Genomic DNA, 26,331 nt, shown 5'->3' with positions numbered 1-26,331 from the left:
CCGAGTACGCGCCCGAGCAGTTGGGGCTGAGTACCGGCCTGAGTACCTGTACGGAGTCGTCCGAGTACGTGACGCACATCCCAGCGCGCGATACGGCCGAGACGCCCACCGGCGGCTGCTCCACAATGGGGGGCATGCCGATACCCGGGACCCCCAGCCGCGCCGAACTGCTCGGCCACCTCACCGCCACCCGCATCGCGGGCGATGTCGCCACCCCCCGCGAGAACAACCTCTCCCACTACCGGAAGCTGGCGAACGGTGACCGCCACTACTGGCTCGGGCTGGAGCTCGGCGAGCGCTGGAGCGACGAGCAGGATGTGCTCGCGGTGATGGCGGAGCGGGTCGGCGTCAACGACGACCCCGAGTACCGGTACGGGCAGGACACCATCGACCCGGAGCTGACGGTGGCCGGGCTGGAGCGGATGGCGGCGCGGCTGCGCAAGGCGGCGGACGGCCGGCAGCGGGTGCTGCTGGCCACCGGCCACCCGGGCGGGCTGCTCGACGTACACCGCGCGACCGCCGACGCGCTGCGGGCGGCCGGCTGCGAGATCGTGGTGATCCCGGACGGGCTGACCACGGAGGAGGGGTACGTGATGCAGTTCGCCGACGTGGCGATGCTGGAGCACGGCGCCACCCTGTGGCACACACACTCCGGGGAGCCGATGAAGGCCATCCTGACGGCGCTGGAGCGTGAGGGCCGCCCGCTGCCCGACCTGGTCGTCGCCGACCACGGCTGGGCGGGCGCGGCGGGACAGTACGGCGTGGACTCCGTCGGCTACGCCGACTGCAACGACCCGGCGCTGTTCCTGGCGGAGGCGGAGGGCACCGTGCAGGTGACGGTCCCCCTCGACGACCACGTGGTCAGCCCCCGCCACTACGACCCGATGACGGCGTACCTGCTGGCCGAGGCGGGCCTCGCCCGCGACAGCTGAACAGGACGGGGTGGGACCGGGACGGGGCGGACGGACCGGGACGGGGCGGGCTAGGAGGCGTCCCGGGGGACGCGGACCACGCCCTCCTGGATGACCGACACGGCGAGACGGCCGTCCTGGGTGTAGATGCGGCCCTGGCCCAGTCCCCGGCCGCCGTGGGCCGACGGGGACTGCTGGTCGTACAGGAGCCACTCGTCGGCCCGGAACGGGCGGTGGAACCACATGGCGTGGTCCAGTGAGGCCCCGACGACGTCGCCGACGGCCCAGCCGCCGCGCCCGTGGGCGAGGAGGACGGAGTCCAGCAGCGTCATGTCGGAGACGTAGGTGGCGAGCACGACGTGCAGCAGCGGCTCGTCGACGTCGCGGTCCAGCTTGCCGTTGGTGCGGAACCACACCTGGGAGTGCGGCTCGCGGGGCTCGCCGAACCGGCCGTAGGGCGGCTCGTCGACGTAGCGCAGGTCGACGGCGGCGCTCGCCTCCAGGGACCGCTCGACCACCTCGGGGTCGAGGTGGGTGTAGCCGCGCAGCCGCTCCTCGGCGGTGGGCAGGGTGGCCGGGTCCGGGGAGGGCGGCATCGGCGCCTGGTGGTCCAGGCCCTCCTCGTACGTCTGGAAGGACGCCGAGAGGTGGAAAATCGGCTTGCCGTGCTGCACGGCGACCACCCGGCGGGTGGTGAAGGACCGGCCGTCGCGGATCCGGTCCACGTTGTACACGATCGGCGCGCCCGGGTCCCCGGGGCGCAGGAAGTACGCGTGCAGGGAGTGGGCGGGCCGGTCCGCGGGCACGGTCCGGCCGGCGGCGACGAGGGCCTGCGCGGCGACTTGCCCGCCGAAGACGCGGGGGACGACGGCGGAGCGGGACCGGCCGCGGAAGATGTTCTCCTCGATCTGCTCGAGGTCGAGCAGATCGAGGAGGTGCTGGAGTGCCTGACTCATGGGGTTCAGTTGTACAGGTAGGTGTAGGGGCCAGGGGTGTCCCGGGTCCGTCCTACAGGCCCATGTCCTTGGCGATGATCGTCTTCATGATCTCGCTGGTGCCGCCGTAGATGCGGTTGACGCGGTTGTCCGCGTACAGGCGGGCGATCGGGTACTCGTTCATGTACCCGTAGCCGCCGTGCAGCTGGAGGCAGCGGTCGATGACGCGGTGGGCGACCTCGGTGCAGAACAGCTTCGCGGAGGCGGCCTCGGCGGGGGTCAGCTCACCGGCGTCCAGGGCCTCGGTCGCGCGGTCGGCAACGGCCTCGGCGGCGTCCACCTCGGCCTGGCAGGCGGCCAGCTCGAACTTGGTGTTCTGGAAGTGGGCGACCGGCTTGCCGAAGACGGTGCGCTCCTGCACGTACTGCTTGGCGAAGCGGACGGCGGCCTTGGCCTGGGCGTAGGCGCCGAAGGCGATGCCCCAGCGCTCGGAGGCCAGGTTGTGGCCGAGGTAGTAGAAGCCCTTGTTCTCCTCGCCGAGCAGGTCCTCGACGGGCACCTTGACGTCGACGAAGGCCAGCTCGGCCGTGTCGGAGGTACGCAGGCCCAGCTTGTCCAGCTTGCGGCCCACGGAGTAGCCCTCGGACTTGGTGTCCACGGCGAACAGGGAGATGCCGTGGCGGCGGTCCTCGGCGGTCGGCGCGGCGGTCCGGGCGCAGACGATGACCTTGTCGGCGTGCACACCGCCGGTGATGAAGGTCTTCGCGCCGTTGAGGACGTAGTGGGTGCCGTCCTCGGACAGCTTGGCGGTGGTCTTCATGCCCGCGAGGTCGGAGCCGGTGCCCGGCTCGGTCATCGCGATGGCCCACATCTCCTCGCCGGTGGCGAACTTCGGGAGGTAGCGCTTCTTCTGCTCGTCGGTGGCGAGCATCTTGATGTAGGGCAGGGCCAGCAGGACGTGCACGCCCGAGCCGCCGAACTGGACGCCCGCGCGGGCGGTCTCCTCGTAGAGGACGGCCTCGAACTTGTAGGACTCGATGCCCGCGCCGCCGAACTCCTCGGGCACGGTGATGCCGAAGACGCCCAGCTCGCCCAGCTTGTAGTAGAAGTCGCGGGGGGCCTGGCCGGCCGCGAACCATTCGTCGTAGACGGGGACGACCTCGGCCTCGATGAAGGCGCGGATGGTCTCCCGGAACGCCTCGTGGTCCTCGTTGAACAGCGTACGGCGCACGAACGCCCACCGCCCTTCCTCGCGCCCTGCCGGCGCCGCTCTCGCGTACGGGGTTGCTCGCCGCGGATTCCCCGGCCGGGGCACACCCGCATGGCTAAGCGCTTGCTCAGACTCAAAGATACCGGCGAGTATCCACCGTCGTCCAGAGAGGGGCGGACGTAACGCTCGTCACGCGCGCGGGCTCAGCGCGCCGCGGCCTCGAAGGCGCCGCGGGCCATGCGGTGCAGCAGTCCGGCGGTCACCGCCCGGCCGGGCAGGGCGCCGGGGCGGCCGAGGTGCGGGGTGGAGTTGAGCAGCCCGAACACCGAGTGCACGGCGGACCGGGCGGTGGGCTCGGCCAGGTCCGGGTAGAGGGCGCGGACCACGCCCACCCACAGCTCCACGTACCGCCGCTGCAGCCGGCGGACCAGCTTGCGGTCGGAGTCCCGCAGGCGGTCCAGCTCGCGGTCGTGCAGGGTGATGAGGGGGCGGTCGTCGAGCGCGAAGTCGATGTGCCCCTCGATGAGGGAGTCGAGGACCTCCTCCGGGGGCACCCCGTCGGCCTCCGCGAGGCGCCGCTCGGCGCCGGTGAGCAGCGAGCCGCTGATCCCCACCAGCAGTTCGGCGAGCATCGCGTCCTTGCCCGCGAAGTGCCGGTACAGCCCCGGTCCGCTGATGCCGACCGCGGCGCCTATCTCGTCGACCCCGACACCGTGGAAACCGCGCTCGGCGAACAGCCGCGCGGCCTCCTTGAGGATCTGCTCGCGGCGGGTCGGGGCGTCGGTTCTGGTGGCCATGAGGACGATTCTAGACAGCGAGGTTAGCGGTCGTTAACCTGAGGGGAAATGCGTTAACGCTCATTAACAAGGTGAGGGGACCCGCAGGATGCATGAGGCACCGGAGCTTCACAGCGATGGGGGTGCCCCCGCGCGAGTTCTTTCGAGCGTGGGGGAAGATCCCGCGTCCGAGGCCTTTCGGGCCAACGAGGAGGCGCACCGCGCCCTCGTGGCGGAGCTGCGCGCCAAGCTGGCCGCCGCCGAGCTCGGGGGCGGCGAGCGGGCCCGCGCGCGGCACACCGCGCGCGGCAAGCTGCTGCCGCGCGAGCGCGTGGACACGCTCCTCGACCCCGGCTCGCCCTTCCTGGAGCTGGCCCCGCTGGCCGCCGACGGGATGTACGACGGGCAGGCCCCGGCCGCCGGGGTGATCGCCGGCATCGGCAGGATCAGCGGCCGCGAGTGCGTGGTGGTGGCCAACGACGCCACCGTCAAGGGCGGCACCTACTACCCGATGACGGTGAAGAAGCACCTGCGCGCGCAGGAGGTGGCGCTCGACAACCGGCTGCCCTGCGTCTACCTGGTCGACTCCGGCGGCGCGTTCCTGCCGATGCAGGACGAGGTGTTCCCCGACCGGGACCACTTCGGGCGGATCTTCTACAACCAGGCCCGCATGTCCGGCGCCGGGATCCCGCAGATCGCGGCGGTCCTCGGCTCGTGCACGGCGGGCGGGGCGTACGTCCCGGCGATGAGCGACGAGGCGGTGATCGTGCGCAACCAGGGCACGATCTTCCTCGGCGGCCCGCCGCTGGTGAAGGCGGCCACCGGCGAGGTCGTCACGGCGGAGGAGCTGGGCGGCGGCGAGGTGCACTCCCGGGTGTCCGGCGTGACGGACCACCTCGCGGAGGACGACGCGCACGCGCTGCGCACGGTGCGCACCATCGTCTCCACGCTGCCCGCGCGCGGCCCGCTGCCGTGGAGCGTCGAGGCGCCGGTGGAGCCGAAGGTGGACCCGGCGGGCCTGTACGGCGTGGTGCCGGTGGACTCCCGCACCCCCTACGACGTGCGGGAGATCATCGCCCGGGTGGTCGACGGGTCCCGGTTCGCGGAGTTCAAGGCGGAGTTCGGGCAGACCCTGGTCACCGGCTTCGCCCGGATCCACGGTCACCCGGTGGGGATCGTCGCCAACAACGGCATCCTGTTCTCCGAGTCGGCCCAGAAGGGCGCCCACTTCATCGAGCTGTGCGACCAGCGCGGGATCCCGCTGGTGTTCCTGCAGAACATCTCGGGCTTCATGGTCGGGCGGGACTACGAGGCGGGCGGCATCGCCAAGCACGGCGCCAAGATGGTCACCGCGGTCGCGTGCACCCGCGTGCCGAAACTGACGGTGGTCGTCGGCGGTTCCTACGGCGCGGGCAACTACTCGATGTGCGGCAGGGCGTACTCGCCCCGCTTCCTGTGGATGTGGCCCAACGCCAAGATCTCGGTCATGGGCGGCGAGCAGGCCGCCTCGGTGCTGGCCACCGTCAAGCGGGACCAGCTGGAGGGCCGCGGCGAGGAGTGGTCCGCCGAGGAGGAGGACGCCTTCAAGGCGCCGATCCGCGCCCAGTACGAGGAGCAGGGCAACGCCTACTACGCGACGGCCCGGCTGTGGGACGACGGTGTGATCGACCCGATGGAGACCCGGCAGGTCCTGGGCCTGGCCCTGACCGCGTGCGCCAACGCGCCACTGAGTGACCCTCAGTTCGGCGTCTTCCGGATGTGAGGGGACCCCTGACGATGACAGCTCAGACGACACCACAGGCGACACCACAGGCGGCGGACCGGGCGGCCGGGGCGACAGGCCGGGCGGCCGGGGCGCCGCGGATGTTCGACACGGTCCTGGTGGCCAACCGGGGCGAGATCGCGGTCCGCGTGATCCGCACCCTGCGCTCGATGGGCGTGCGCGCGGTGGCGGTGTACTCCGACGCGGACGCCGACGCCCGGCACGTGCGGGAGGCGGACACGGCCGTGCGGATCGGGCCGGCGCCCGCCGCGGAGAGCTACCTGTCCGTGGAGCGGCTGCTGGACGCCGCCGCCCGTACCGGCGCGCAGGCGGTGCACCCGGGATACGGCTTCCTCGCCGAGAACGCCGCCTTCGCACGCGCCTGCGCCGAGGCCGGGCTGGTGTTCATCGGCCCGCCGGCCGAGGCGATCTCCCTGATGGGCGACAAGATCCGCGCCAAGGAGACCGTGAAGGCGGCCGGGGTGCCGGTCGTCCCCGGGTCCAGCGGCAGCGGTCTGACCGACGAGCAGCTCGTCGGGGCGGCCCGCGGGATCGGCATGCCGGTGCTGCTGAAGCCGTCGGCGGGCGGCGGCGGCAAGGGCATGCGCCTGGTGCGGGACGAGGAGCGGCTGGCCGAGGAGATCGCCGCCGCCCGCCGCGAGGCCCGCGCCTCCTTCGGTGACGACACGCTGCTGGTGGAGCGGTGGATCGACCGCCCCCGGCACATCGAGATCCAGGTCCTGGCCGACGGCCACGGGGGCGTGGTGCACCTGGGCGAGCGCGAGTGCTCACTCCAGCGCCGGCACCAGAAGATCATCGAGGAGGCGCCCAGTGTGCTCCTCGACGAGGAGACCCGGGCCGCGATGGGCGAGGCGGCCGTGCAGGCGGCCCGCTCCTGCGGCTACCGGGGCGCGGGCACGGTGGAGTTCATCGTCCCGGGCGACGACCCCGCGTCCTACTACTTCATGGAGATGAACACCCGCCTCCAGGTGGAGCACCCGGTCACCGAGCTGGTCACCGGGCTGGACCTGGTCGAATGGCAGCTGCGGGTGGCGGCGGGCGAACCGCTGACGTTCGCGCAGGACGACGTCCGCCTCACCGGTCACGCGGTGGAGGCCCGGATCTGCGCCGAGGACCCGGCCCGCGGCTTCCTCCCCTCCGGCGGCACGGTGCTCTCGCTGCACGAGCCGCAGGGCGACGGCGTCCGCACCGACTCCGGGCTCAGCGCGGGCACCGAGGTCGGCAGCCTGTACGACCCGATGCTGTCCAAGGTGATCGCGTACGGCCCGGACCGGGCGAGCGCGCTGCGCCGGCTGCGGGCGGCGCTGGCGGAGACGGTCACGCTGGGCGTGCAGACCAATGCCGGCTTCCTGCGGCGGCTGCTCGCCCACCCGGCGGTGGTCGCCGGCGACCTGGACACCGGACTGGTGGAGCGGGAGGCGGGAGCACTGGCACCGGACGAGGTGCCGGCCGAGACGTACGCGGCGGCGGCGCTGCTGCGCCGGCGGGCCCTCGCCGCCCCGGCGGACGGCTCCGGCTGGGCCGATCCGTTCGCCGCCGCGGACGGCTGGCGGCTGGGCGGCCGGCGGGCGTGGACCACGCATCACCTGCGGGTCCCGGGCCACGACCCGGTGGCCGTGCGGGTGCGCGGCACGGCGGACGGCGGGACGGAACTGCTGCTGCCGGGCGCCGAGGCCCCCGTGCGGGCGTCCGCGGGCACCGCGGAGGGCGACAGGTTCACCTTCGCCCTGGACGGTGTGACCCACACCGTCGCCGCGCTGCCGGACGGCAGCTGGCTGGGCCGGGACGGCGACGCCTGGCAGGTACGGGACCACGACCCGGTCGAGGAGTCCCTCAGCCGGGCGGGCCGGGGCGGCGCCGACTCGCTGACCGCGCCGATGCCGGGCACGGTGACGGTGGTGAAGGTCGCCGTCGGCGACACCGTGGACGCCGGCCAGAGCCTGCTGGTGGTGGAGGCGATGAAGATGGAGCACGTCATCTCCGCCCCGCACGCCGGCACGGTCACCGGGCTGGACGTGGCCCCGGGCACCACGGTCGCCATGGACCAGGTGCTGGCGGTCATCGCCCCCGTGGAGGAGGAGACGGCATGAACGCACACGAGCTGGGGCTGCCCATGGCCGTACCGGCCGAGGGTCTGCCCGCCCGGGTCCGCATCCACGAGGTGGGGGCGCGCGACGGCCTGCAGAACGAGCAGGGTGTCGTCCCGGTGGAGGTGAAGGCGGAGTTCGTCCGCCGTCTCGCCGGGGCGGGGCTGACCACGATCGAGGCGACCAGCTTCGTGCACCCCAAGTGGGTGCCCCAACTGGCGGACGCCGAGGAGCTGTTCCCCCAGGTCGCCGGCCTTCCCGTGGACCTGCCGGTGCTGGTGCCCAACGAGCGCGGACTGGACCGCGCGCTGGCGCTCGGCGCCCGCCGGGTGGCGGTGTTCGCCAGCGCCACGGAGTCCTTCGCCCGGGCCAACCTCAACCGCTCGCTGGACGAGGCGCTCGCCATGTTCGAGCCGGTGGTGCGGCGGGCCAAGGCGGACGACGTGCACGTGCGGGGCTATCTCTCGATGTGCTTCGGCGACCCCTGGGAGGGCGCGGTCCCCGTCGGGCAGGTGGTCCGGGTCTGCCGGGCCCTGCTGGACATGGGCTGCGACGAACTCAGCCTCGGCGACACCATCGGGGTGGCGACACCGGGTCATGTGAGCGCGCTGCTCGACGCCCTGGCCGCCGAGGGCGTGCCGGTGGGAGTGGTGGGCGTGCACTTCCACGACACCTACGGCCAGGCCCTGTCCAACACCCTGACCGCGCTGCGGCACGGCGTCACCACCGTGGACGCCTCGGCCGGCGGGCTCGGCGGCTGCCCGTACGCGAAGTCCGCCACCGGAAACCTCGCCACCGAAGACCTGGTGTGGATGCTGCGCGGTCTCGGCATCGACACCGGAGTCGACCTCGGCCGCCTCGTCGCCACCAGCGCGTGGATGGCCGGACACCTGGGCCGACCCAGCCCGTCCCGCACCGTACGAGCCCTCTCCCACCAGGAGCAGTGACGACCATGGACCACAAGCTCTCCCCCGAACTGGAAGAACTCCGCCGCACCGTGGAGGAGTTCGCGCACGACGTGGTGGCGCCGAAGATCGGCGACTTCTACGAGCGGCACGAGTTCCCGTACGAGATCGTGCGGGAGATGGGCCGCATGGGCCTGTTCGGCCTGCCGTTCCCGGAGGAGTACGGCGGCATGGGCGGCGACTACTTCGCGCTCGGGGTGGCCCTGGAGGAACTGGCCCGGGTGGACTCGTCGGTGGCCATCACGCTGGAGGCAGGGGTGTCGCTGGGTGCGATGCCGCTGCACCTGTTCGGCACCGAGGAGCAGAAGCGCCAGTGGCTGCCCCGGCTGTGCTCGGGCGAGATCCTGGGCGCGTTCGGGCTGACGGAGCCGGACGGCGGCAGCGACGCGGGCGCGACCCGCACCACCGCCCGGCTGGACGAGGCGACGGACGAGTGGGTGATCAACGGCACGAAGTGCTTCATCACCAACTCGGGCACGGACATCACGGGTCTGGTGACGGTCACCGCGGTCACCGGCCGCAAGCCGGACGGCAAGCCGCTGATCTCGGCGATCATCGTCCCCTCGGGCACCCCGGGGTTCACGGTGGCCGCCCCGTACTCGAAGGTCGGCTGGAACGCCTCGGACACGCGGGAGCTGTCGTTCCAGGACGTGCGGGTCCCGGCGGCGAACCTGCTGGGCGAGGAGGGGCGCGGCTACGCGCAGTTCCTGCGGATCCTCGACGAGGGCCGGATCGCCATCGCGGCGCTGGGCACGGGCCTGGCGCAGGGCTGTGTGGACGAGTCGGTGAAGTACGCCAAGGAGCGGCACGCCTTCGGCCGGCCGATCGGCGCCAACCAGGCGATCCAGTTCAAGATCGCGGACATGGAGATGAAGGCCCACACGGCCCGGCTGGCGTGGCGGGACGCGGCGAGCCGGCTGGTCGCCGGGGAGCCGTTCAAGAAGGAGGCGGCGCTGGCGAAGCTGTACTCCTCGACGGTCGCGGTGGACAACGCGCGCGAGGCCACGCAGATCCACGGCGGGTACGGCTTCATGAACGAGTACCCGGTGGCGCGGATGTGGCGCGACTCGAAGATCCTGGAGATCGGCGAGGGCACGAGCGAGGTGCAGCGGATGCTGATCGCACGGGAGTTGGGCCTGGCGGGCTGATCCCCGCAGGTCGCGTTCCACCGTCCGGCGGGCGGGCCGCCACGGCCCGCCCGCAGCCGCGCCCGCAGCCGCGCTCCCCGCCGTGTTCAGCCCTCGACGACGTAGAACAGCGTCGTCAGGAACACCATGGGGGTGAACACCAGGGCCGCGCCGACGGCCCAGTAGCGGGCTCGGGAGACCCCCGTGACGGTCCGGCGGGCCAGGGAGCCGAGGGGCAGCCACAGGGCCAGGAAGACGGCCCACACCGGCACGAGGAGCACCAGCCAGGGCAACATGCCGTCGTTGTCGGTGGGTTCGCGGGACGTGAGGCCCCATGCGGCCAGCGGGTGGCTCAGCAGGAACATCATCGACAGCCACAGCGGCACGAGGGCCACCATGCCGAGGATCAGGTGCACGGCCACGGGCGGGCCCCATCGGCGTATCGCGTCCATCGTCTCCCCCTCGGCGTGACCGGGATCACGGTACCGGGACGGCATGTCCGGGCTCCCGCGGGGGGATGCATCCGACGGCCCTCTGGACAAGCTCTGAGGTTAGGCTAACCTAAGGCTGTTTCCGGCCCGGGGGCCCGCGATCGCGCACCCTCCGGCTCCCGTACGCACGAAAGCAGACCGACCCATGTCGAATGCCAGAACCGCCCGCCTCTCCCGTCGCGGACTGCTCGCCGCAGGCGGCGTCCTCGGACTCGGCGCCGCGCTCGCGGCCTGCGGGGACGACGACGCGAAAAGCGGCGGCTCGGGGTCGAAGAAGGACGCCGGGTCCGGTCCCTGGAGCTTCAAGGACGACCGCGGCACCACCGTGAAGCTGGACAAGGTGCCCGCGAACATCGTCGCGTTCACCGGTGTCGCCGCGGCGCTCTTCGACTACGGCATCCAGGTCAAGGGCGTGTTCGGCCCGACCGAGACCAAGGACGGCAAGGCCGATGTCCAGGCCGGCGACATGGACATCAGCAAGGTGACCATCCTCGGCAACGTCTGGGACCAGTTCAACGTCGAGAAGTACGCGACCCTCGCGCCGGACGTCCTCATCTCCACGATGTTCGACGACACGGGCACCCTCTGGTACGTCCCCGAGGCGTCCAAGGACAAGATCGCCAAGCTGGCCCCGAGCGTCGGCATCTCCGTCTACGACCGTCAGCTGACGGGCCCGCTGCAGCGCATGTGGGAGCTCGCGGAGTCGCTGGGCGGCGACATGAAGGCCGCGAAGGCCACCGACGCCAAGAAGCGCTTCGAGGCGGCCTCCGAGCGGCTGCGCAAGGCCGTCAAGGCTAACCCCGGCATCAAGGTGATGGCGGGCTCCGCGAGCCAGGAGATCTTCTACGTCTCCGGCACCAACCTGTCCATCGACCTGGAGTACTTCAAGGCCCTCGGCGTGGACTTCGTCGAGCCCCCGGAGAAGGCCAAGGCCGAGGGCGGCGGCTGGTTCGAGAGCCTGAGCTGGGAGAACGTCGACAAGTACGCGGCCGACATCATCATGATGGACGACCGCACCTCGGCCATCCAGCCCGCCGACATCAGCGAGGCGACCTGGAAGAAGCTGCCCGCCGTCAAGGCCGGCCAGGTCATCCCGCGTTCCGCCGAGCCGATCCTCTCCTACGACAAGTGCGCGCCCGTCGTCGAGCGCCTGGCCGAGGCCATCGAGAAGGCCAAGAAGGTCAGCTGACCCGGCGTCCGTCCGTACCCGCCCCGACCCGCGGAGACGTCCCGTGACCACAGCCGTAGCCGCCCCGTTCCGTTTCTTCGCCCTTCAGGTCGTACGGACGTGGCGGCTCGGCCCGTCGCTGGTCCGGGTCCGGTTCGCGGGGCCGGATCTGGCGGAGTTCCGCTCCGACGGACGTGACCAGTCCCTGTCGCTGTTCCTGCCGGCGCCGGGCCGGAGCGAACCGGTGGTGCCGCTCGACCGGGGCGACGACTGGTGGCAGGCCTGGCGCGAACTCCCCGACGACGTCCGGGCGGTGATGCGCTCCTACACCCTTAGGCAGCGGCACACGGACGCCTTCGGGGTCACCACCGGCATCGACATCGACTTCGTGCTGCACGGCATCGGCCCCGGGAGCCGGGACGGCCTGCCGGACGGGTCCGCCGTCGCCGGTACGGGCCAGGAGGCGGGTCCGGCCTCGCGCTGGGCCGCGCGGGCCGCGCCCGGGGACCGGGTCCTGCTGCTCGGGCCCGCCGTCGCCGACAACCGTGCGATCCGTTTCCGCCCGCCGCAGGACACCGGCCTGGTGCTGATGTGGGCCGACGCGACCGCGCTGCCCGCGACGGCGGCCGTCCTGGAGTCCCTGCCGGCCGGCACCCGGGCCCGCGTCTGGCTGGAGGTGCCGCACCCCGGGGACGTCACGGACCTCGCCCACCGGGCCGACGCCGAGATCACCTGGTTCGTGCGCGAGGGCCAGGGCGCGGGCCGGGACGGCTCCCACGGCACGCCGCTCGCGCTGGACAGCATCCGCGACGCCGAACTCCCCCGCGCCGAACGGCCGTACGTGTGGCTCGCCGGTGAGTCCGGCTGTGTGAAGCAGCTGCGGCGGCACTTCGTCGGCGAACGCGGCGTCGACCGGCGCCGGGTGACGTTCGTCGGGTACTGGCGGCACGGCGTGTCCGAGGAACAGTTGCGCGAACAGGGCTGATTCCAGCCGTAGTTGACGCACGAACCGCATGAACCGGCCGTGATCGCGGTCACGATGGGTGCCGCACGGCCATCTGGGCAATGAGGTTAGGCTAACCTAAGTCGCGCTTCGGCCCCGCGCCGCACAGCGCCCGGCCCCGCTCCCCGACCCGCACCGGACCGTCCCCACCGGAGGACCCCCACATGCGCTCGCACCTGCTCAACGACACCACCGCGGAGCAGTACCGCCGGTCCGTCACCCAAGGAGTCGAGCGGGTGGCAGCCAGACTCGCCACCACCGAACGGCCGTTCACCGGCGTCACGGCCGACGACCTCTCCCCCCGCATCGACCGGATCGACCTCGACCGGCCCCTGCTGGACACCACGGCCGCCCTGGACGAGCTGGAGGACGTCTACCTCCGGGACGCCGTCTACTTCCACCACCCCCGCTACCTCGCCCACCTCAACTGCCCGGTCGTCATCCCGGCCGTGCTCGGCGAGGCCGTGCTGTCCGCAGTCAACTCCTCCCTGGACACCTGGGACCAGTCCGCCGGCGGCACGCTGATCGAGCGCAAACTCATCGACTGGACGACCGGCCGCATCGGCCTCGGGCCCGCCGCCGACGGGGTGTTCACCTCGGGCGGCACCCAGTCCAACCTCCAGGCGCTGCTGCTGGCCCGCGAGGAGGCCAAGACCGACGACACGGCGAAGCTGCGCGTCTTCGCCTCCGAGGTCAGCCACTTCAGCGTGCAGAAGTCCGCGAAGCTGCTGGGCCTCGGACCGGACGCCGTGGTGCCGCTCCCCGTCGACCAGGACAAGCGCCTGCAGACCGTCGCCCTCGCCCGCGCACTGGAGCGCTGCGCCGAGGAGGGACTCGTCCCCATGGCCGTCGTCGCCACCGCGGGCACCACCGACTTCGGCTCCATCGACCCGCTGCCCGAGATCGCCGAACTGTGCGAACAGCACGGCGCCTGGATGCACGTGGACGCCGCCTACGGCTGCGGACTGCTCACCTCGCTGAAGCGCCGGGACCGCCTCGCGGGCATCGAGCGCGCCGACTCGGTGACCGTCGACTACCACAAGTCCTTCTTCCAGCCCGTGAGTTCGTCGGCCGTGCTGGTGCGCGACGCCACCACCCTGCGGCACGCCACCTACCACGCCGAGTACCTCAACCCGCGCCGCACGCTCATCGAGCGGATCCCCAACCAGGTCGACAAATCCCTGCAGACCACCCGCCGCTTCGACGCGCTCAAGCTGTGGATGACGCTGCGGGTGATGGGCGCCGACGGCATCGGCGCCCTCTTCGACGAGGTCTGCGACCTGGCCGCGGAGGGCTGGAAGCTGCTCGCCGCCGACCCGCGCTACGACGTGGTCGTCGAACCCTCGCTGTCCACCCTCGTCTTCCGCTACATCCCGGCGGCCGTCACCGACCCGGCCGAGATCGACCGGGCCAACCTCTATGCCCGCAAAGCGCTGTTCGCCTCCGGGGACGCCGTCGTCGCGGGCACCAAGGTCGCCGGGCGGCACTACCTGAAGTTCACCCTGCTGAACCCCGAGACCACGACGGCCGACATCACCGCCGTCCTCGACCTGATCGCCGGCCACGCCGAGCAGTACCTGGGAGAGTCCCTTGACCGCGCTTCCTGACGCCATCGACGGCACCGTCCACGACTTCGTGGGGATCGGGCTGGGCCCCTTCAACCTCGGTCTGGCCTGCCTCACCGAGCCGATCGCCGAACTGGACGGGGTCTTCCTGGAGTCCAAGCCGGACTTCGAGTGGCACGCCGGGATGTTCCTCGACGGCGCCCACCTGCAGACGCCGTTCATGTCGGACCTGGTCACGCTCGCCGACCCGACGTCCCCCTACTCCTTCCTCAACTACCTCAAGGAGAAGGGCCGGCTGTACTCGTTCTACATCCGCGAGAGCTTCTACCCGCTGCGCGTGGAGTACGACGACTACTGCCGCTGGGCCGCGGCACAGCTGACCAGCATCCGCTTCGCCACGACGGTCACCGCGGTGGACTACGACGAGGCGGACGGCCTGTACGCGGTGCGCACCCGGGCCGGCGACACCTACCGCGCCCGCCATCTGGTCCTGGGCACCGGCACCGCCCCCTACGTCCCCGAGCCGTGCCGCGGGCTGGAGGGCGGCCTCTTCCACAACGCGCAGTACGTGCACCGCCGGGGCGAGCTGCGCGAGAAGGAGTCGGTCACGATCGTCGGCAGCGGGCAGAGTGCCGCCGAGATCTACTACGAGCTGCTCTCCGAGATCGACGTCCACGGCTACCGGCTCAACTGGGTCACCCGCTCCCCGCGGTTCTTCCCGCTGGAGTACACCAAGCTGACCCTGGAGATGACCTCCCCGGACTACATCGACTACTTCCGCGCCCTGCCGGAGGAGACCCGGTACCGGCTGGAGAAGCAGCAGAAGGGCCTGTTCAAGGGCATCAACTCGGACCTCATCGACGCGATCTTCGACCTGCTGTACCAGAAGAACGTGGAGAGCGGCGGCCGGGGCGTCGCCACCCGGCTGCTCACCAACTCCACGCTCACGGCGGCCTCTTGGGAGGACGGCGGCTACACGCTGGGCTTCCACCAGGACGAGCAGGACAAGGACTTCGAGATCCGCACCGAGGGCCTCGTGCTGGCCACCGGCTACCACTACGAGCCGCCCGCCTTCCTGGAACCGGTCCGCGACCGGCTCCGGCTGGACGGCCACGGCCGCTTCGACGTGGCCCGCAACTACGCCATCGACGTGACCGGCCGCGGCGTCTTCCTGCAGAACGCCGGAGTGCACACGCACAGCATCACCAGCCCCGACCTGGGGATGGGCCCGTACCGCAACAGCTCCATCATCCGCGAGCTGCTGGGCCGCGAGGTCTACCCGGTCGAGAAGTCCATCGCGTTCCAGGAGTTCTCCGTATGACCATCGGCACCTTCACCTTCCGCCCGCTGGACCCGCTGCGGGACGCGGAGCTGCTGCACCGCTGGGTCACGCACCCGAAGGCGGCGTTCTGGATGATGCAGGACGCGCGCCTGCAGGACGTGGAGCGGGAGTACATGCGCATCGCCGCCCACGAGCACCACCACGCCCACCTGGGCCTGCACGACGGCGAACCGGCCTTCCTGATGGAGCGCTACGACCCCCGGTACGTCGACCTCGTCGGCCTGTACGACCCCGAGCCCGGCGACGTCGGCATGCACTTCCTGGTCGCCCCCACGGACCGGCCGGTGCACGGCTTCACGAAGGCCGTCATCACCGCCGTGATGGAGGAGCTGTTCGCCGACCCGGACACCCGGCGGGTGGTCGTGGAACCGGACGTCGGCAACAAGGCCGTGCACGCGCTGAACGAGGCCGTCGGCTTCGTCCCGGCGCGTGAGATCGACAAGCCGGAGAAGCGCGCCCTGCTGAGCTTCTGCACCCGCGAGCAGTTCGAGGCCGCCCGAGGAGTGACCGCATGACCCCGTCCGACGCCGTGGCGCACCTGTCCCCCGAGCCCTGGGCGCGGGCGAACCGGCTGCTGATCCGCAAGGCGCTCGCCGAGTTCGCGCACGAACGGCTCATCACCCCCGAGGCCACCGGCGACGGCGGCTACGTCGTGCGCTCCGACGACGGGCTGACCGAGTACCGCTTCACTGCCGTCCGCCGGGCCCTCGACCACTGGCAGGTGGACGCCGAGTCCATATCCCGGCACCGGGACGGGGCCGAACTCCCGCTGGAGGCGCTGGACTTCGTCATCGAGTTGCAGAAGTCGCTGGGCCTGGGCGACGAGGTGCTGCCGGTGTACCTGGAGGAGATCTCCTCCACCCTCTCCGGGACCTGCTACAAGCTGACCAAGCCGCCCGTCACCTCCGCCGAGCTGGCCCGCGCCGGCTTCCAGGCCATCGAGACCGGCATGACCGAGGGCCACCCCTGCTTCGTCGCCAACAACGGGCGCCTCGGCTTCGGCATCCACGAGTACGCGGCGTACGCCCCCGAGGCGGCGGCCCCGGTGAAGCTGGTGTGGCTGGCCGCGCACCGCTCGCGGGCCGCGTTCACGGCGGGCGTCGGCATCGACTACGAGTCGTTCGTCCGCCAGGAACTGGGCGCGGACACCGTCGCCCGCTTCGAGGGCGTGCTGCGCGGGCAGGGCCTGGACCCGGCCGACTACCTGCTCATCCCGGTGCACCCCTGGCAGTGGTGGAACAAGCTCACCGTCACCTTCGCCGCCGAGGTCGCCCGCCGCCACCTCGTGTGCCTCGGCGAGGGCGACGACGAGTACCTGGCGCAGCAGTCCATCCGGACCTTCTTCAACACCTCGCACCCCGAGAAGCACTACGTGAAGACGGCCCTGTCGGTGCTGAACATGGGCTTCATGCGGGGCCTGTCCGCCGCCTACATGGAGGCCACCCCGGCCATCAACGACTGGCTGGCCCAGCTGATCGAGGGCGACGCGGTGCTGCGGGCGACGGGCCTGTCGATCATCCGGGAGCGGGCCGCGGCCGGCTACCGGCACCTGGAGTACGAACGCGCGACGGACCGCTACTCGCCGTACCGCAAGATGCTGGCCGCGCTGTGGCGGGAGAGCCCGGTGTCCTCCCTGGCCGAGGGCGAGTCGCTGGCCACCATGGCGTCCCTGGTCCACGTGGACCACGAGGGCTCCTCCTTCGCGGGCGCCCTCATCGAGCAGTCGGGGCTCGCCCCCGCCGAGTGGCTGCGGCGGTACCTGCACGCCTACTACACCCCGCTGCTGCACTGCTTCTACGCCTACGACCTGGCCTTCATGCCGCACGGCGAGAACGTGATCCTGGTGCTGCGCGACGGGGTCGTGCAGCGGGCGGTCTACAAGGACATCGCCGAGGAGATCGTGGTGATGGACCCGGACGCGGTGCTGCCGCCGGAGGTCTCCCGGATCCGCGTGGAGGTCCCCGAGGACCAGAAGCTGCTGTCCGTCTTCACGGACGTCTTCGACTGCTTCTTCCGGTTCCTGGCCTCCGACCTGGCCGCCGAGGGCATCCTGAGCGAGGACGGCTTCTGGCGGACGGTCGCCGAGGTCACCCGCGCCTACCAGGCGTCGGTGCCCGAGCTCGCCGACAAGTTCGCCCAGTACGACCTGTTCGCGCCCGAGTTCGCGCTGTCCTGCCTCAACCGGCTCCAACTGCGCAACAACCGGCAGATGGTGGACCTCGCGGACCCGTCCGCCGCGCTGCAGCTCGTCGGCACCCTGGAGAACCCGCTCGCGGGACGCTGACCCCAAGGCCCGGCGGACACCCGCGCGTACGGTCCTCGCGGGTGCCCGCCGCCCGTACGGGACCACCGCCCGCCGCGGCGGTGGAACAATCGCACCATGGCGGAAATCATCCAGAAGGACGGGACCTGGACCTTCGACGGGGAGACCCTGCGGCTGACCCCCGGCCGGGACAAGAACGTCGGACTGCTGCGCCGGACGCTGGGTGAACTCCCGGTACCCCTGCAGGCGGTGGCGGGCGTCTCGCTGGAGCAGGGCAGGAAGGCGGGGCGCCTGAGGCTGCGGCTGCGGGACGGCGCCGACCCGCTGCTCCAGGTGACCGGCGGCCGTCTGAGCGAGCCGCACGACCCGTACCAGCTGGTCGTCGAACCGGGCCGGTACGGCGTCGCCGAGTACTTCGCCGAGGAGGTCCGCACCGCCCTGCTGCTGGACCAGGTGCCCGCCGACCCGGTCGACGCGTATCTGCTGCCGGGCCCGTCGCTGCCGCTGTCCGTCTCCGCCGGGGACGGGACGGTGAGCTTCGACGGCGAACGGGTCCGCCTGGAGTGGAACTGGAAGACCGAGGACGCCAAGGCCGCCGCCGGTGCCCGCACGCTCGCCCTGGGGGACATATCCGCCGTGGAGTGGCTGCCGGCCGCCGGGCTGGAGAACGGCCACCTCCGCTTCCTGGTGCGCCACACCCCCACCAAGGCGCCGGCGAAGTACGACCCGAACGCGGTGGAGCTGTGGGGCTTCAAGAAGGACCCCCTGATGGCGCTGGTCGCCGCCGCCGTGCAGGCCCGGCTGCCGCACCCGGCGGCCCGCGCCGACGGCGCGGGGACGGACCGGGGCGAGGTGCCGGCCCCGGCCGGCCCGGCAACGGCCGCTGCCGCCGTCCCGGCGCCCGCGGCCCCGGCCGAGGACGATCACGACGCCCTGCTGCGCCGGCTGCGCGAGCTGGGCGACCTGCACCGGTCCGGGGTGCTGACCGAGGAGGAGTTCACCCTGGCGAAGCAGGCCATCCTCAAACGCATGTAGGCCGCCCCTTCAGGCTCATGTAGGCCGTCCGTGCCCCTCGACAGGCATTCCTGCCCGATATCGGGCAGAATTCTTGCGCAGAGGGCCCCCGTACTTCAGGATCGTCGGGTGCACGACGAACTTGTTGATCATCTGGCGCGGTCCACGCCCCTCAGCCGGGGTGAGGCGCTGCGTGTGGTCCAGGACGTGCTCGCCTACTTCGACGAGACGACCGAGGAGTTCGTCCGTCGCCGCCACCGGGAGCTCCAGGCCCAGGGCCTGGTCAACGCGACGATCTTCGAACGGATCGCCACGGACCTCGGATACCGGGCGGTGTCCCCGCCGGAGCTCTCGCTCCGGCAGCTGCGCCGCATCGTCTACGGCTGACCTCTACGACTAGGAATAACCCATATGTGCGGAATCGTCGGATACATCGGCAGGCGTGAGGTCGCGCCGCTGCTGCTGGAGGGCCTCCAGCGCCTGGAGTACCGGGGCTACGACTCGGCGGGCATCGTCGTCACCTCCCCCAAGACCTCCGGCCTGAAGATGGTCAAGGCCAAGGGCCGGGTGCGCGACCTGGAGGCGAAGGTGCCGGCCCGTTTCAAGGGCACCACCGGCATCGCCCACACCCGCTGGGCCACCCACGGCGCCCCGTCCGACGTCAACGCCCACCCCCACCTGGACGCCGAGGGCAAGGTCGCCGTCGTCCACAACGGCATCATCGACAACGCCGCCGACCTGCGCCGCAAGCTGGAGGCGGACGGGGTCGAGTTCCTCTCGGAGACCGACACCGAGGTCCTCACCCACCTGATCGCCCGCTCGCAGGCCGAGAAGCTGGAGGACAGGGTCCGCGAGACGCTGCGCGTCGTCGAGGGCACCTACGGCATCGCCGTGCTGCACGCCGACTTCCCCGACCGCATCGTGGTGGCCCGCAACGGCTCGCCCGTCGTGCTCGGCATCGGCGAGAAGGAGATGTTCGTCGCCTCCGACATCGCCGCGCTGGTCACCCACACCCGGCAGGTCGTCACCCTCAACGACGGCGAGATGGCCACCCTCACCGCGGACGACTTCCGCACGTACACCACCGAGGGCACCAGCACCACCGCCGAGCCGACCACCGTGGAGTGGGAGGCCGCCTCCTACGACATGGGCGGCCACGACACCTACATGCACAAGGAGATCCACGAGCAGGCCGAGGCCGTGGACCGGGTGCTGCGCGGCCGGATCGAGGACCGCTTCGCCACCGTCCGCCTGGGCGGCCTGAACCTGGACGCCCGCGAGGCCCGCCTGATCCGCCGGGTGAAGATCCTCGGCTGCGGCACCTCGTACCACGCCGGCATGATCGGCGCGCAGATGATCGAGGAGCTGGCCCGCATCCCGGCCGACGCCGAGCCGGCCTCCGAGTTCCGCTACCGCGACGCGGTCGTCGACCCGGACACCCTGTACATCGCCGTCTCCCAGTCCGGTGAGACCTACGACGTGCTGGCGGCGGTGCAGGAGCTGAAGCGCAAGGGCGCGCGGGTGCTCGGCGTGGTCAACGTCGTGGGTTCCGCGATCGCCCGGGAGGCCGACGGCGGCGTGTACGTGCACGCCGGCCCCGAGGTGTGCGTGGTGTCCACCAAGTGCTTCACCAACACCACGGTCGCCTTCGCCCTGCTCGCCCTGCACCTGGGCCGCACCCGTGACCTGTCGGTCCGCGACGGCAAGCGGATCATCGAGGGTCTGCGCAGGCTGCCGGAGCAGATCGACGCGATCATGGAGCAGGAGGGCGAGATCGAGAAGCTGGCCCAGCAGTACGCCGAGGCCCGCTCGATGCTCTTCATCGGCCGGGTGCGGGGCTACCCGGTGGCCCGCGAGGCGTCCCTGAAGCTGAAGGAGGTCTCGTACATCCACGCCGAGGCCTACCCCGCCTCCGAGCTCAAGCACGGCCCGCTCGCCCTGATCGAGCCGGCCCTGCCCACCGTCGCGATCGTGCCGGACGACGACCTGCTGGAGAAGAACCGCGCCGCCATGGAGGAGATCAAGGCCCGCAGCGGCCAGATCCTCGCGGTGGCCCACCAGGAGCAGGAGAAGGCCGACCACACGATCGTGGTGCCGAAGAACGAGGACGAACTGGACCCCATCCTCATGGGCATCCCGCTGCAACTCCTCGCCTACCACACGGCGCTGGCCCTCGGCCGCGACATCGACAAGCCCCGCAACCTGGCCAAGTCGGTCACGGTCGAGTAGGCCGCCGGGACACGGTCCCCTCGAACACCGGCCCCTGCTCTCAGGGGCGCGGGGTTCTGCGCGACCGGCCCCACCCGCCCGCACGGGCCGACGCACGGGAACGGGCCCCCGCGTGGTGCCGCACCACGCGGGGGCCCGCCCCTCGGCTCACGGAATCACGACGACGGGCCGCTGCGCCCGCTTCGCCAGCCTCCCCGCGACAGACCCGAACAGCCGCCCCACGAGCCCGTGGGTGGAACCCACGACGATCGCGTCGGCCTCGTACTCCCGCCCCACTTCTTCGAGTTCGTGGCAGATGTCCCCGCCGCGCTCGACCAGGATCCACGGCACCTCGGCGAGATACTCCGCGCAGGCCAGTTCGAGTCCGAGCACCTCGGTGCGGTGGTCCGGGACGTCCACGAAGACCGGCGGCTCGCAGCCCGCCCACACCGTGGTGGGCAGCCGGTTGGCGACGTGGACGATGATCAGGCCGGAGCCCAGCCGCCGGGCCATGCCGATCGCGTAGGCGAGGGCACGCTCACTGGACGTGGAACCGTCGAAGCCGACGACCACACCGTGCCGGAAGGCGGGGTCGCAGGACTCGCGCGCCTCTTGCGCCGCCAGGGAGTCGGCCGCCGTCGGGTCGGCGACCGGTCGCTTGCGGTCCGCGGGTTCGAAGAATTCGTGACCGGCCATGGCTGTCTCGGCGTTGTGATCCTTTTGAGGGGGACGACAGTGTGCGGCGGAGCTGTGTCCGGGAATCATCTTCCCAACCCCATACCCCCAAGGGTACGGCGGCACGCCTCCTAGAGCCTCTCGTTCGGATCAGGACGGGCTCGCGGGCCCCGGCCCCTGATCCGCCCTGATCCGAACGAAAGACCCTAGGCCCAGATCCCGCCCCCGCCGGCTGGCGGGTTTCCCGGAGCATGCACGAGGGGGCGCCCGCGACGCAACGGTTGCTGCGTTGTACAGCTGGTTTGCGCAGCATTCAACCAACTGCGTTCGGCCACCCGGTCCGGCGGGCCGCGCGGGTCCCGTCGGGCGGCTCCGGGTGACCGACCGCCCCCCGGTGCGTTATCCCCGTGAGCCGCACCACAGGGAGCACACCATGTCCGGACCCGCCGCCCGCGGCGCCGCGGAGCGCGGGGCCGCAGCCGCCCCCGGCGCGGCCGGGGAACTGGCCCGCTTCTCGGCCCTCGGCTGCGCACTGACCTCGGCCGTCCTGCTGGTGTGCGGCTTCTCCCCGGCGGGCGCGGTGGGCGCCGGGGCCGGCCTGGCGGCCGTCGCGGCCGCCGGGACCCTGCTGATCCGCCGCTCCGAGCGGGTGGCCGCGGGGGGTGCGTCCGGGCACCGCGACCGGCGTCACCGCCATGAGAGCGGCGCGCACCGGAGCTGACGTCCGCGCGGCGTGGAATCACCGGTCGGCTGACCGGTTTCCGCGCACGGACCCGAATCTTTTCAGCCAACTTCCGGTTCCCGTGCATCTCCTGTCCTGACCACCCCCCAACCCCCGTTCGACCTGCACGGAAAGGGTCTCGGGGGGAGCGCGCACCCTACGGGGATTGGCCACTGCGACGAGGCGCACTTCCCGACACCCTCCCCGAGTGCAACGCTTCGTGATCGAATGCTTCACGCCAAGTTGCCAAGTCGACAATGTGCCGGGTGCCGAACTGGCCACCGGTGCACGACGGGACACAGTAGATTCGATCTTGACTGTCTACGGCGGGGGACTCGTGCAGGACCGAGGGGAAACGTGCAGGAGCGACACAACCGAGGAGCCGCGACCACCGAGGGGGGCTTAGCAGTATGAGCCACGACTCCACTGCCACGCCGGACACCGCCCGGAAACTGGCCGGGCGCCGCCGCAAGGAGATCGTCGCGGTGCTGCTGTTCAGCGGCGGCCCCATCTTCGAGAGTTCCATACCGCTGTCGGTGTTCGGGGTTGACCGCCAGGACGCCGGCGTACCGCGCTACCGCCTGTTGGTGTGCGGGGGCGAGGACGGCCCGCTGCGGACCACAGGGGGCCTGGAACTCACCGCGCCACATGGCCTGGAGGCGATCTCCCGGGCGGGCACCGTCGTGGTGCCGGCCTGGCGTTCGATCACCTCACCACCACCCGACGCGGCGCTCGACGCGCTGCGCCGGGCCCACGAGGAGGGCGCCCGGATCGTCGGGCTGTGCACCGGCGCCTTCGTCCTCGCGGCGGCGGGGGGGGGGGGGCCCCCGCCCCCCCCCCCCCCCCCGGGGGGCGCCCCCCCCCCCCCCCCCCCGCACCCCCCCCCCCCCCCCCGCAACCGGGGGCCCAAACTGGGTGGCCGGCGCCCGGGGGGGCTCGCGGGGGGGGGCGGGGCCCTGGTGGGGGGCGCCCGGATGGGGGGGGTGTGCCGGGGGGCCTTGGTCGCCGGGGGGGGGGGCGTGGTGCACCGCCGCCCCGCGACCACGCACTGGATGTACGCGCCGACGCTCGCGAAGCGCTATCCGTCCGTGCACGTCGATCCGCGGGAACTCTTCGTGGACGACGGCGACGTGCTGACGTCGGCGGGCACCGCGGCCGGCATCGACCTGTGCCTGCACATCGTGCGCACGGACCACGGCAACGAGGCGGCCGGGGCCCTGGCCCGCCGCCTGGTGGTCCCGCCGCGCAGGACCGGCGGTCAGGAGCGCTACCTCGACAGGTCTTTACCGGAGGAGATCGGCGCCGACCCGCTCGCCGAGGTCGTCGCCTGGGCGCTGGAGCACCTCCACGAGCAGTTCGACGTGGAGACGCTGGCGGCCCGCGCGTACATGAGCCGTCGTACGTTCGACCGCCGTTTCCGTTCCCTGACCGGGAGCGCGCCGCTGCAGTGGCTGATCACCCAGCGGGTGCTGCAGGCGCAGCGCCTGCTGGAGACGTCGGACTACTCGGTGGACGAGGTCGCGGGGCGCTGCGGCTTCCGCTCGCCGGTGGCGCTGCGCGGTCACTTCCGGCGCCAGCTGGGTTCCTCCCCGGCGGCCTACCGGGCCGCCTACCGGGCCCGGCGTCCGCAGGCCGAGCGGAACCAGGCCGTCGACGACGGCCCGCACACGCAGGGCGGCTACCCGCCCGGCCAGGCGGGCCACCCGGGCCACCATCCGGGCCAGCCGGCACCCGCCGGCCTGCACCCGGACGGCTCGGTCCCGCACCAGTCCCGGCGCACGGCGGCCGCCGGCGCCCTGGGCCTGGCGGCTTCGGCGGAGGGCGGCCGGGAGGCGTACGTGCCCACCCGGGCGAGCGTCCCCGGGCAGCGGAGCGCGACGTGACGTAGGGGGTTCGGCGCCCCGACGCGGAAGGGGCCGGAGGCGATGCCTCCGGCCCCTTCCGCCGGTTCGGAACGGGGGGCCCGGCCGAGCGGTGATCACCACGGGTGAGGGGGACGCGCCGGTGCGCCACCGGGCCGCGCCGACGGCGCCCGCTCCCGACGGGCGAGGCCGAACCGCACGGTTCCCGCAGCCACCGCTCCCCGTAGGGTTGAGCACATGAACGATCGCATGGTGTGGATCGACTGCGAGATGACCGGCCTCTCGCTGTCGGACGACGCGCTCATCGAGGTGGCCGCCCTCGTCACCGACTCCGAACTGAACGTCCTCGGTGAGGGCGTCGACATCGTCATCCGCCCGCCGGACCGGGCCCTGGAGACGATGCCGGAGGTGGTGCGCGCCATGCACACCGCGTCCGGCCTGCTCGAGGAGCTGCCGGGCGGCACGACCCTGGAGGACGCCGAGGAGCAGGTCCTCGCGTACATCCGGGAACACGTCAAGGAACCCGGCAAGGCGCCGCTGTGCGGCAACTCCGTGGGCACCGACCGGGGGTTCCTGCTGCGCGACATGCCGACGCTGGAGGACTACCTGCACTACCGGATCGTCGACGTGTCCAGCATCAAGGAGCTGGCCCGGCGCTGGTACCCGAGGGCGTACTTCAACAGCCCCGAGAAGAACGGCAACCACCGCGCCCTCGCCGACATCCGCGAGTCCATCGCGGAACTGCGCTACTACCGCGAGGCCGTGTTCGTCGCCCAGCCCGGCCCCGACTCGGAGACCGCGCGGAAGATCGCGGCGAAGCACGTCCTGCCTGCTCAGTAGCGTGTGAGGGGCGTTACCCGCCCCCGGCACAAACCCTGGCGCGAGCACCCCTGAAGACCCTGTAGACTCTTTCTCGGCCGGTCGGGAAGGACACCACTTCCGACCGACAGCCGTGGTGGGTGTAGCTCAGCTGGTAGAGCACCTGGTTGTGGTCCAGGATGTCGCGGGTTCAAGTCCCGTCACTCACCCTGAGTCTTCAGCCGGTGACTTCGACGAAGTCACCGGCTGAAGCCGTTTCAGGAGGAAGCCCGCGGCACCAGTTCCGTGGCGAGCACCACGTGGCGCGGCTCCATCCGGCGGGAGACGGCCGGACGCCGGTCGGCGATCTCGGCCAGCAGAAGATCGATCATGGCGCGCCCCATCTCCTCGATGGGCTGGCGCACACTGGTGAGCGGCGGGTGCAGATGGCGGGCGATGGCGGAGTCGTCGTAGCCGACCAGGGCCACGTCGTCCGGGATCCGGCGGCCCGCCTCGCGCAGGGTCTGACTGGCGCCCGCCGCGGTCACGTCGGACGCCGCGAACACCGCGTCCAGGTCGGGGCGGCGCTCCAGCAGGGCCGCCATCGCGCGCCGGCCGCCGTCCTCGGAGAAGTCGCCCGGCTCCACCAGCAGATCGTCCAGCGGATGGCCCGCCTCGCGCAGCGCGTCGCGGTAGCCGTCGATGCGGCGCTGGGCGCCGTACACGTCGAGGCGGCCGGTGATGTGGGCTATGGTCCGCCGGCCCCGGCCGATCAGGTGCTCCACGGCCTGCCGGGCGCCGCCGTAGTTGTCCGAGTCCACCGAGGTCAGCGTCTCGGTGGCGGAGCGCGGGCCGCTGATCACCGCCGGGATCTCCAGCTGGGCCAGCATGTCCGGCAGCGGGTCGTCGGCGTGCACCGACACCAGCAGCACCCCGTCGACCCGGTGGGCGGCCAGGTACTGGGCGAGGCGCTGCCGCTCCCGGTCGCTGCCCGCGAAGATCAGCAGCAGCTGCAGCTCGGTGTCCGCGAGGGCCGCGCCCACCCCACGCAGCATGTCGGAGAAGTACGGCTCGGCGAAGAAACGCGTCTCCGGCTCGGGCACGACCAGCGCGATCGCGTCCGTGCGGTTGGCGGCCAGTGCCCGGGCCGCGGTGTTCGGCACGTACCCCAGTTCGGCGACGGCCGCCTCGACGGCGGCGCGGGTGGCGTCGCTGACCCGGGGCGAGCCGTTGATCACCCGGGACACCGTGCCCCGGCCGACACCGGCGCGCGCCGCCACCTCTTCGAGGGTGGGCCGGCCGCCGCTGCGGCCCCGCACTCCGTGGCTTGCCATCGGGCCCCGCCTTCCGTCGAATGTCTCCCCGACCTGGAATCTAACAGCCCCGTAGGCGGCCGCAGGCGCACCGTGACCGCCGTGGGAAGGGCC

Annotated in this window: 22 protein-coding genes, 1 tRNA gene and 2 pseudogenes; 19 read left to right on the top strand and 6 right to left on the bottom strand. The window is 72.0% G+C overall.

Annotated elements, in window-relative coordinates:
- The first annotated feature begins 134 nt into the window (after positions 1 to 134).
- Positions 135 to 932: a phosphatase gene (locus tag ACIRPP_RS20285; protein WP_403644510.1), complete on the top strand. Its 798-nt coding sequence runs from the start codon at positions 135 to 137 to the stop codon at positions 930 to 932.
- Positions 933 to 982: 50 nt separating this feature from the next.
- Here the strand turns inward: ACIRPP_RS20285 and ACIRPP_RS20280 are convergent, their stop codons facing one another.
- The 3 genes from ACIRPP_RS20280 to ACIRPP_RS20270 all read right to left on the bottom strand — a co-directional run bounded on the left by ACIRPP_RS20280 (position 983) and on the right by ACIRPP_RS20270 (position 3,853).
- Complete coding sequence (locus ACIRPP_RS20280) at positions 983 to 1,867, bottom strand: acyl-CoA thioesterase II (RefSeq protein ID WP_164347957.1); 885 nt, start codon at positions 1,865 to 1,867, stop codon at positions 983 to 985.
- Between the two features lie 52 nt (positions 1,868 to 1,919).
- Positions 1,920 to 3,077, bottom strand: coding sequence for an acyl-CoA dehydrogenase family protein (locus ACIRPP_RS20275; protein WP_403644506.1), 1,158 nt, complete (start codon positions 3,075 to 3,077; stop codon positions 1,920 to 1,922).
- A gap of 182 nt (positions 3,078 to 3,259) precedes the next feature.
- Entirely contained in the window at positions 3,260 to 3,853 is a 594-nt protein-coding gene (locus ACIRPP_RS20270) for a TetR/AcrR family transcriptional regulator (RefSeq protein ID WP_403644503.1), read from the bottom strand.
- 88 nt (positions 3,854 to 3,941) lie between these two features.
- Here ACIRPP_RS20270 and ACIRPP_RS20265 point away from each other — a divergent pair, with 88 nt between their 5' ends.
- The 4 genes from ACIRPP_RS20265 (at position 3,942) to ACIRPP_RS20250 (ending at position 9,815) form a co-directional block, all read left to right on the top strand.
- On the top strand, positions 3,942 to 5,594 hold the full coding sequence (locus tag ACIRPP_RS20265) for a carboxyl transferase domain-containing protein (protein ID WP_403644500.1): 1,653 nt from the start codon (positions 3,942 to 3,944) through the stop codon (positions 5,592 to 5,594).
- Positions 5,595 to 5,695: 101 nt separating this feature from the next.
- On the top strand, positions 5,696 to 7,705 hold the full coding sequence (locus ACIRPP_RS20260) for an acetyl-CoA carboxylase biotin carboxylase subunit (RefSeq protein ID WP_403644643.1): 2,010 nt from the start codon (positions 5,696 to 5,698) through the stop codon (positions 7,703 to 7,705).
- Positions 7,702 to 8,649, top strand: a complete 948-nt coding sequence (locus ACIRPP_RS20255; protein WP_403644498.1) for a hydroxymethylglutaryl-CoA lyase — start codon at positions 7,702 to 7,704, stop codon at positions 8,647 to 8,649. The genes ACIRPP_RS20260 and ACIRPP_RS20255 overlap by 4 nt, the downstream gene beginning before the upstream one ends.
- Before the next feature lie 5 nt (positions 8,650 to 8,654).
- Positions 8,655 to 9,815: an acyl-CoA dehydrogenase family protein gene (locus ACIRPP_RS20250; protein ID WP_403644495.1), complete on the top strand. Its 1,161-nt coding sequence runs from the start codon at positions 8,655 to 8,657 to the stop codon at positions 9,813 to 9,815.
- 86 nt (positions 9,816 to 9,901) lie between these two features.
- On the opposite strand, the gene ACIRPP_RS20245 is transcribed toward ACIRPP_RS20250, so the two are convergent.
- Positions 9,902 to 10,246 (bottom strand): hypothetical protein, encoded by a 345-nt coding sequence (locus tag ACIRPP_RS20245; protein WP_403644492.1) that lies wholly within the window; start codon positions 10,244 to 10,246, stop codon positions 9,902 to 9,904.
- A 184-nt stretch (positions 10,247 to 10,430) separates the two neighbouring features.
- On the opposite strand from ACIRPP_RS20245, the gene ACIRPP_RS20240 reads away from it, so the two are divergent.
- The 9 genes from ACIRPP_RS20240 (at position 10,431) to glmS (ending at position 20,869) form a co-directional block, all read left to right on the top strand.
- On the top strand, positions 10,431 to 11,474 hold the full coding sequence (locus ACIRPP_RS20240; RefSeq protein ID WP_403644489.1) for an ABC transporter substrate-binding protein: 1,044 nt from the start codon (positions 10,431 to 10,433) through the stop codon (positions 11,472 to 11,474).
- A gap of 43 nt (positions 11,475 to 11,517) precedes the next feature.
- Entirely contained in the window at positions 11,518 to 12,438 is a 921-nt protein-coding gene (locus tag ACIRPP_RS20235) for a siderophore-interacting protein (RefSeq protein WP_403644486.1), read from the top strand.
- 182 nt (positions 12,439 to 12,620) lie between these two features.
- On the top strand, positions 12,621 to 14,063 hold the full coding sequence (gene desA / locus ACIRPP_RS20230) for a lysine decarboxylase DesA (protein WP_403644483.1): 1,443 nt from the start codon (positions 12,621 to 12,623) through the stop codon (positions 14,061 to 14,063).
- Positions 14,047 to 15,342: a lysine N(6)-hydroxylase/L-ornithine N(5)-oxygenase family protein gene (locus ACIRPP_RS20225; RefSeq protein ID WP_403644480.1), complete on the top strand. Its 1,296-nt coding sequence runs from the start codon at positions 14,047 to 14,049 to the stop codon at positions 15,340 to 15,342. Before desA ends, ACIRPP_RS20225 begins: the two co-directional genes overlap by 17 nt.
- Positions 15,339 to 15,878, top strand: coding sequence for a GNAT family N-acetyltransferase (locus ACIRPP_RS20220; RefSeq protein ID WP_192229625.1), 540 nt, complete (start codon positions 15,339 to 15,341; stop codon positions 15,876 to 15,878). The genes ACIRPP_RS20225 and ACIRPP_RS20220 overlap by 4 nt, the downstream gene beginning before the upstream one ends.
- Positions 15,875 to 17,647, top strand: coding sequence for an IucA/IucC family protein (locus tag ACIRPP_RS20215; RefSeq protein WP_403644477.1), 1,773 nt, complete (start codon positions 15,875 to 15,877; stop codon positions 17,645 to 17,647). The genes ACIRPP_RS20220 and ACIRPP_RS20215 overlap by 4 nt, the downstream gene beginning before the upstream one ends.
- Before the next feature lie 96 nt (positions 17,648 to 17,743).
- Positions 17,744 to 18,661 (top strand): DUF4429 domain-containing protein, encoded by a 918-nt coding sequence (locus tag ACIRPP_RS20210; protein WP_403644474.1) that lies wholly within the window; start codon positions 17,744 to 17,746, stop codon positions 18,659 to 18,661.
- Positions 18,662 to 18,769: 108 nt separating this feature from the next.
- Positions 18,770 to 19,027 carry an HU family DNA-binding protein gene (locus ACIRPP_RS20205; protein WP_164336556.1) on the top strand — a complete coding sequence of 86 codons (258 nt, stop codon included), beginning with the start codon at positions 18,770 to 18,772 and terminating at the stop codon, positions 19,025 to 19,027.
- Between the two features lie 24 nt (positions 19,028 to 19,051).
- Entirely contained in the window at positions 19,052 to 20,869 is a 1,818-nt protein-coding gene (gene glmS / locus ACIRPP_RS20200; RefSeq protein WP_403644472.1) for a glutamine--fructose-6-phosphate transaminase (isomerizing), read from the top strand.
- A 147-nt stretch (positions 20,870 to 21,016) separates the two neighbouring features.
- Here the strand turns inward: glmS and ACIRPP_RS20195 are convergent, their stop codons facing one another.
- Positions 21,017 to 21,544 (bottom strand): universal stress protein, encoded by a 528-nt coding sequence (locus ACIRPP_RS20195; protein ID WP_403644469.1) that lies wholly within the window; start codon positions 21,542 to 21,544, stop codon positions 21,017 to 21,019.
- A gap of 412 nt (positions 21,545 to 21,956) precedes the next feature.
- On the opposite strand from ACIRPP_RS20195, the gene ACIRPP_RS20190 reads away from it, so the two are divergent.
- The 5 genes and pseudogenes from ACIRPP_RS20190 to ACIRPP_RS20170 all read left to right on the top strand — a co-directional run bounded on the left by ACIRPP_RS20190 (position 21,957) and on the right by ACIRPP_RS20170 (position 25,134).
- Complete coding sequence (locus ACIRPP_RS20190; RefSeq protein WP_403644466.1) at positions 21,957 to 22,244, top strand: hypothetical protein; 288 nt, start codon at positions 21,957 to 21,959, stop codon at positions 22,242 to 22,244.
- Positions 22,245 to 22,654: 410 nt separating this feature from the next.
- Positions 22,655 to 23,056, top strand: a pseudogene (locus ACIRPP_RS20185) (AraC family transcriptional regulator); the annotation flags it as partial.
- Positions 23,057 to 23,260: 204 nt separating this feature from the next.
- A pseudogene (locus tag ACIRPP_RS20180) lies at positions 23,261 to 24,127 on the top strand (GlxA family transcriptional regulator); the annotation flags it as partial.
- Positions 24,128 to 24,343: 216 nt separating this feature from the next.
- Positions 24,344 to 24,946: an oligoribonuclease gene (orn, locus tag ACIRPP_RS20175; protein ID WP_403644463.1), complete on the top strand. Its 603-nt coding sequence runs from the start codon at positions 24,344 to 24,346 to the stop codon at positions 24,944 to 24,946.
- 115 nt (positions 24,947 to 25,061) lie between these two features.
- Positions 25,062 to 25,134, top strand: a tRNA-His gene (locus ACIRPP_RS20170).
- A gap of 48 nt (positions 25,135 to 25,182) precedes the next feature.
- On the opposite strand, the gene ACIRPP_RS20165 is transcribed toward ACIRPP_RS20170, so the two are convergent.
- Positions 25,183 to 26,238, bottom strand: coding sequence for a LacI family DNA-binding transcriptional regulator (locus tag ACIRPP_RS20165; RefSeq protein WP_403644460.1), 1,056 nt, complete (start codon positions 26,236 to 26,238; stop codon positions 25,183 to 25,185).
- Positions 26,239 to 26,331: the final 93 nt, after the last annotated feature.

Origin of the sequence: Streptomyces sp. NPDC101219, from assembly GCF_044767675.1 — a bacterium.
In the GTDB taxonomy this organism is placed as follows: Bacteria; Actinomycetota; Actinomycetes; order Streptomycetales; family Streptomycetaceae; genus Streptomyces.
Note: the sequence above shows the minus strand (reverse complement) of the source record. Positions and strands in the feature narration are given on the sequence as shown.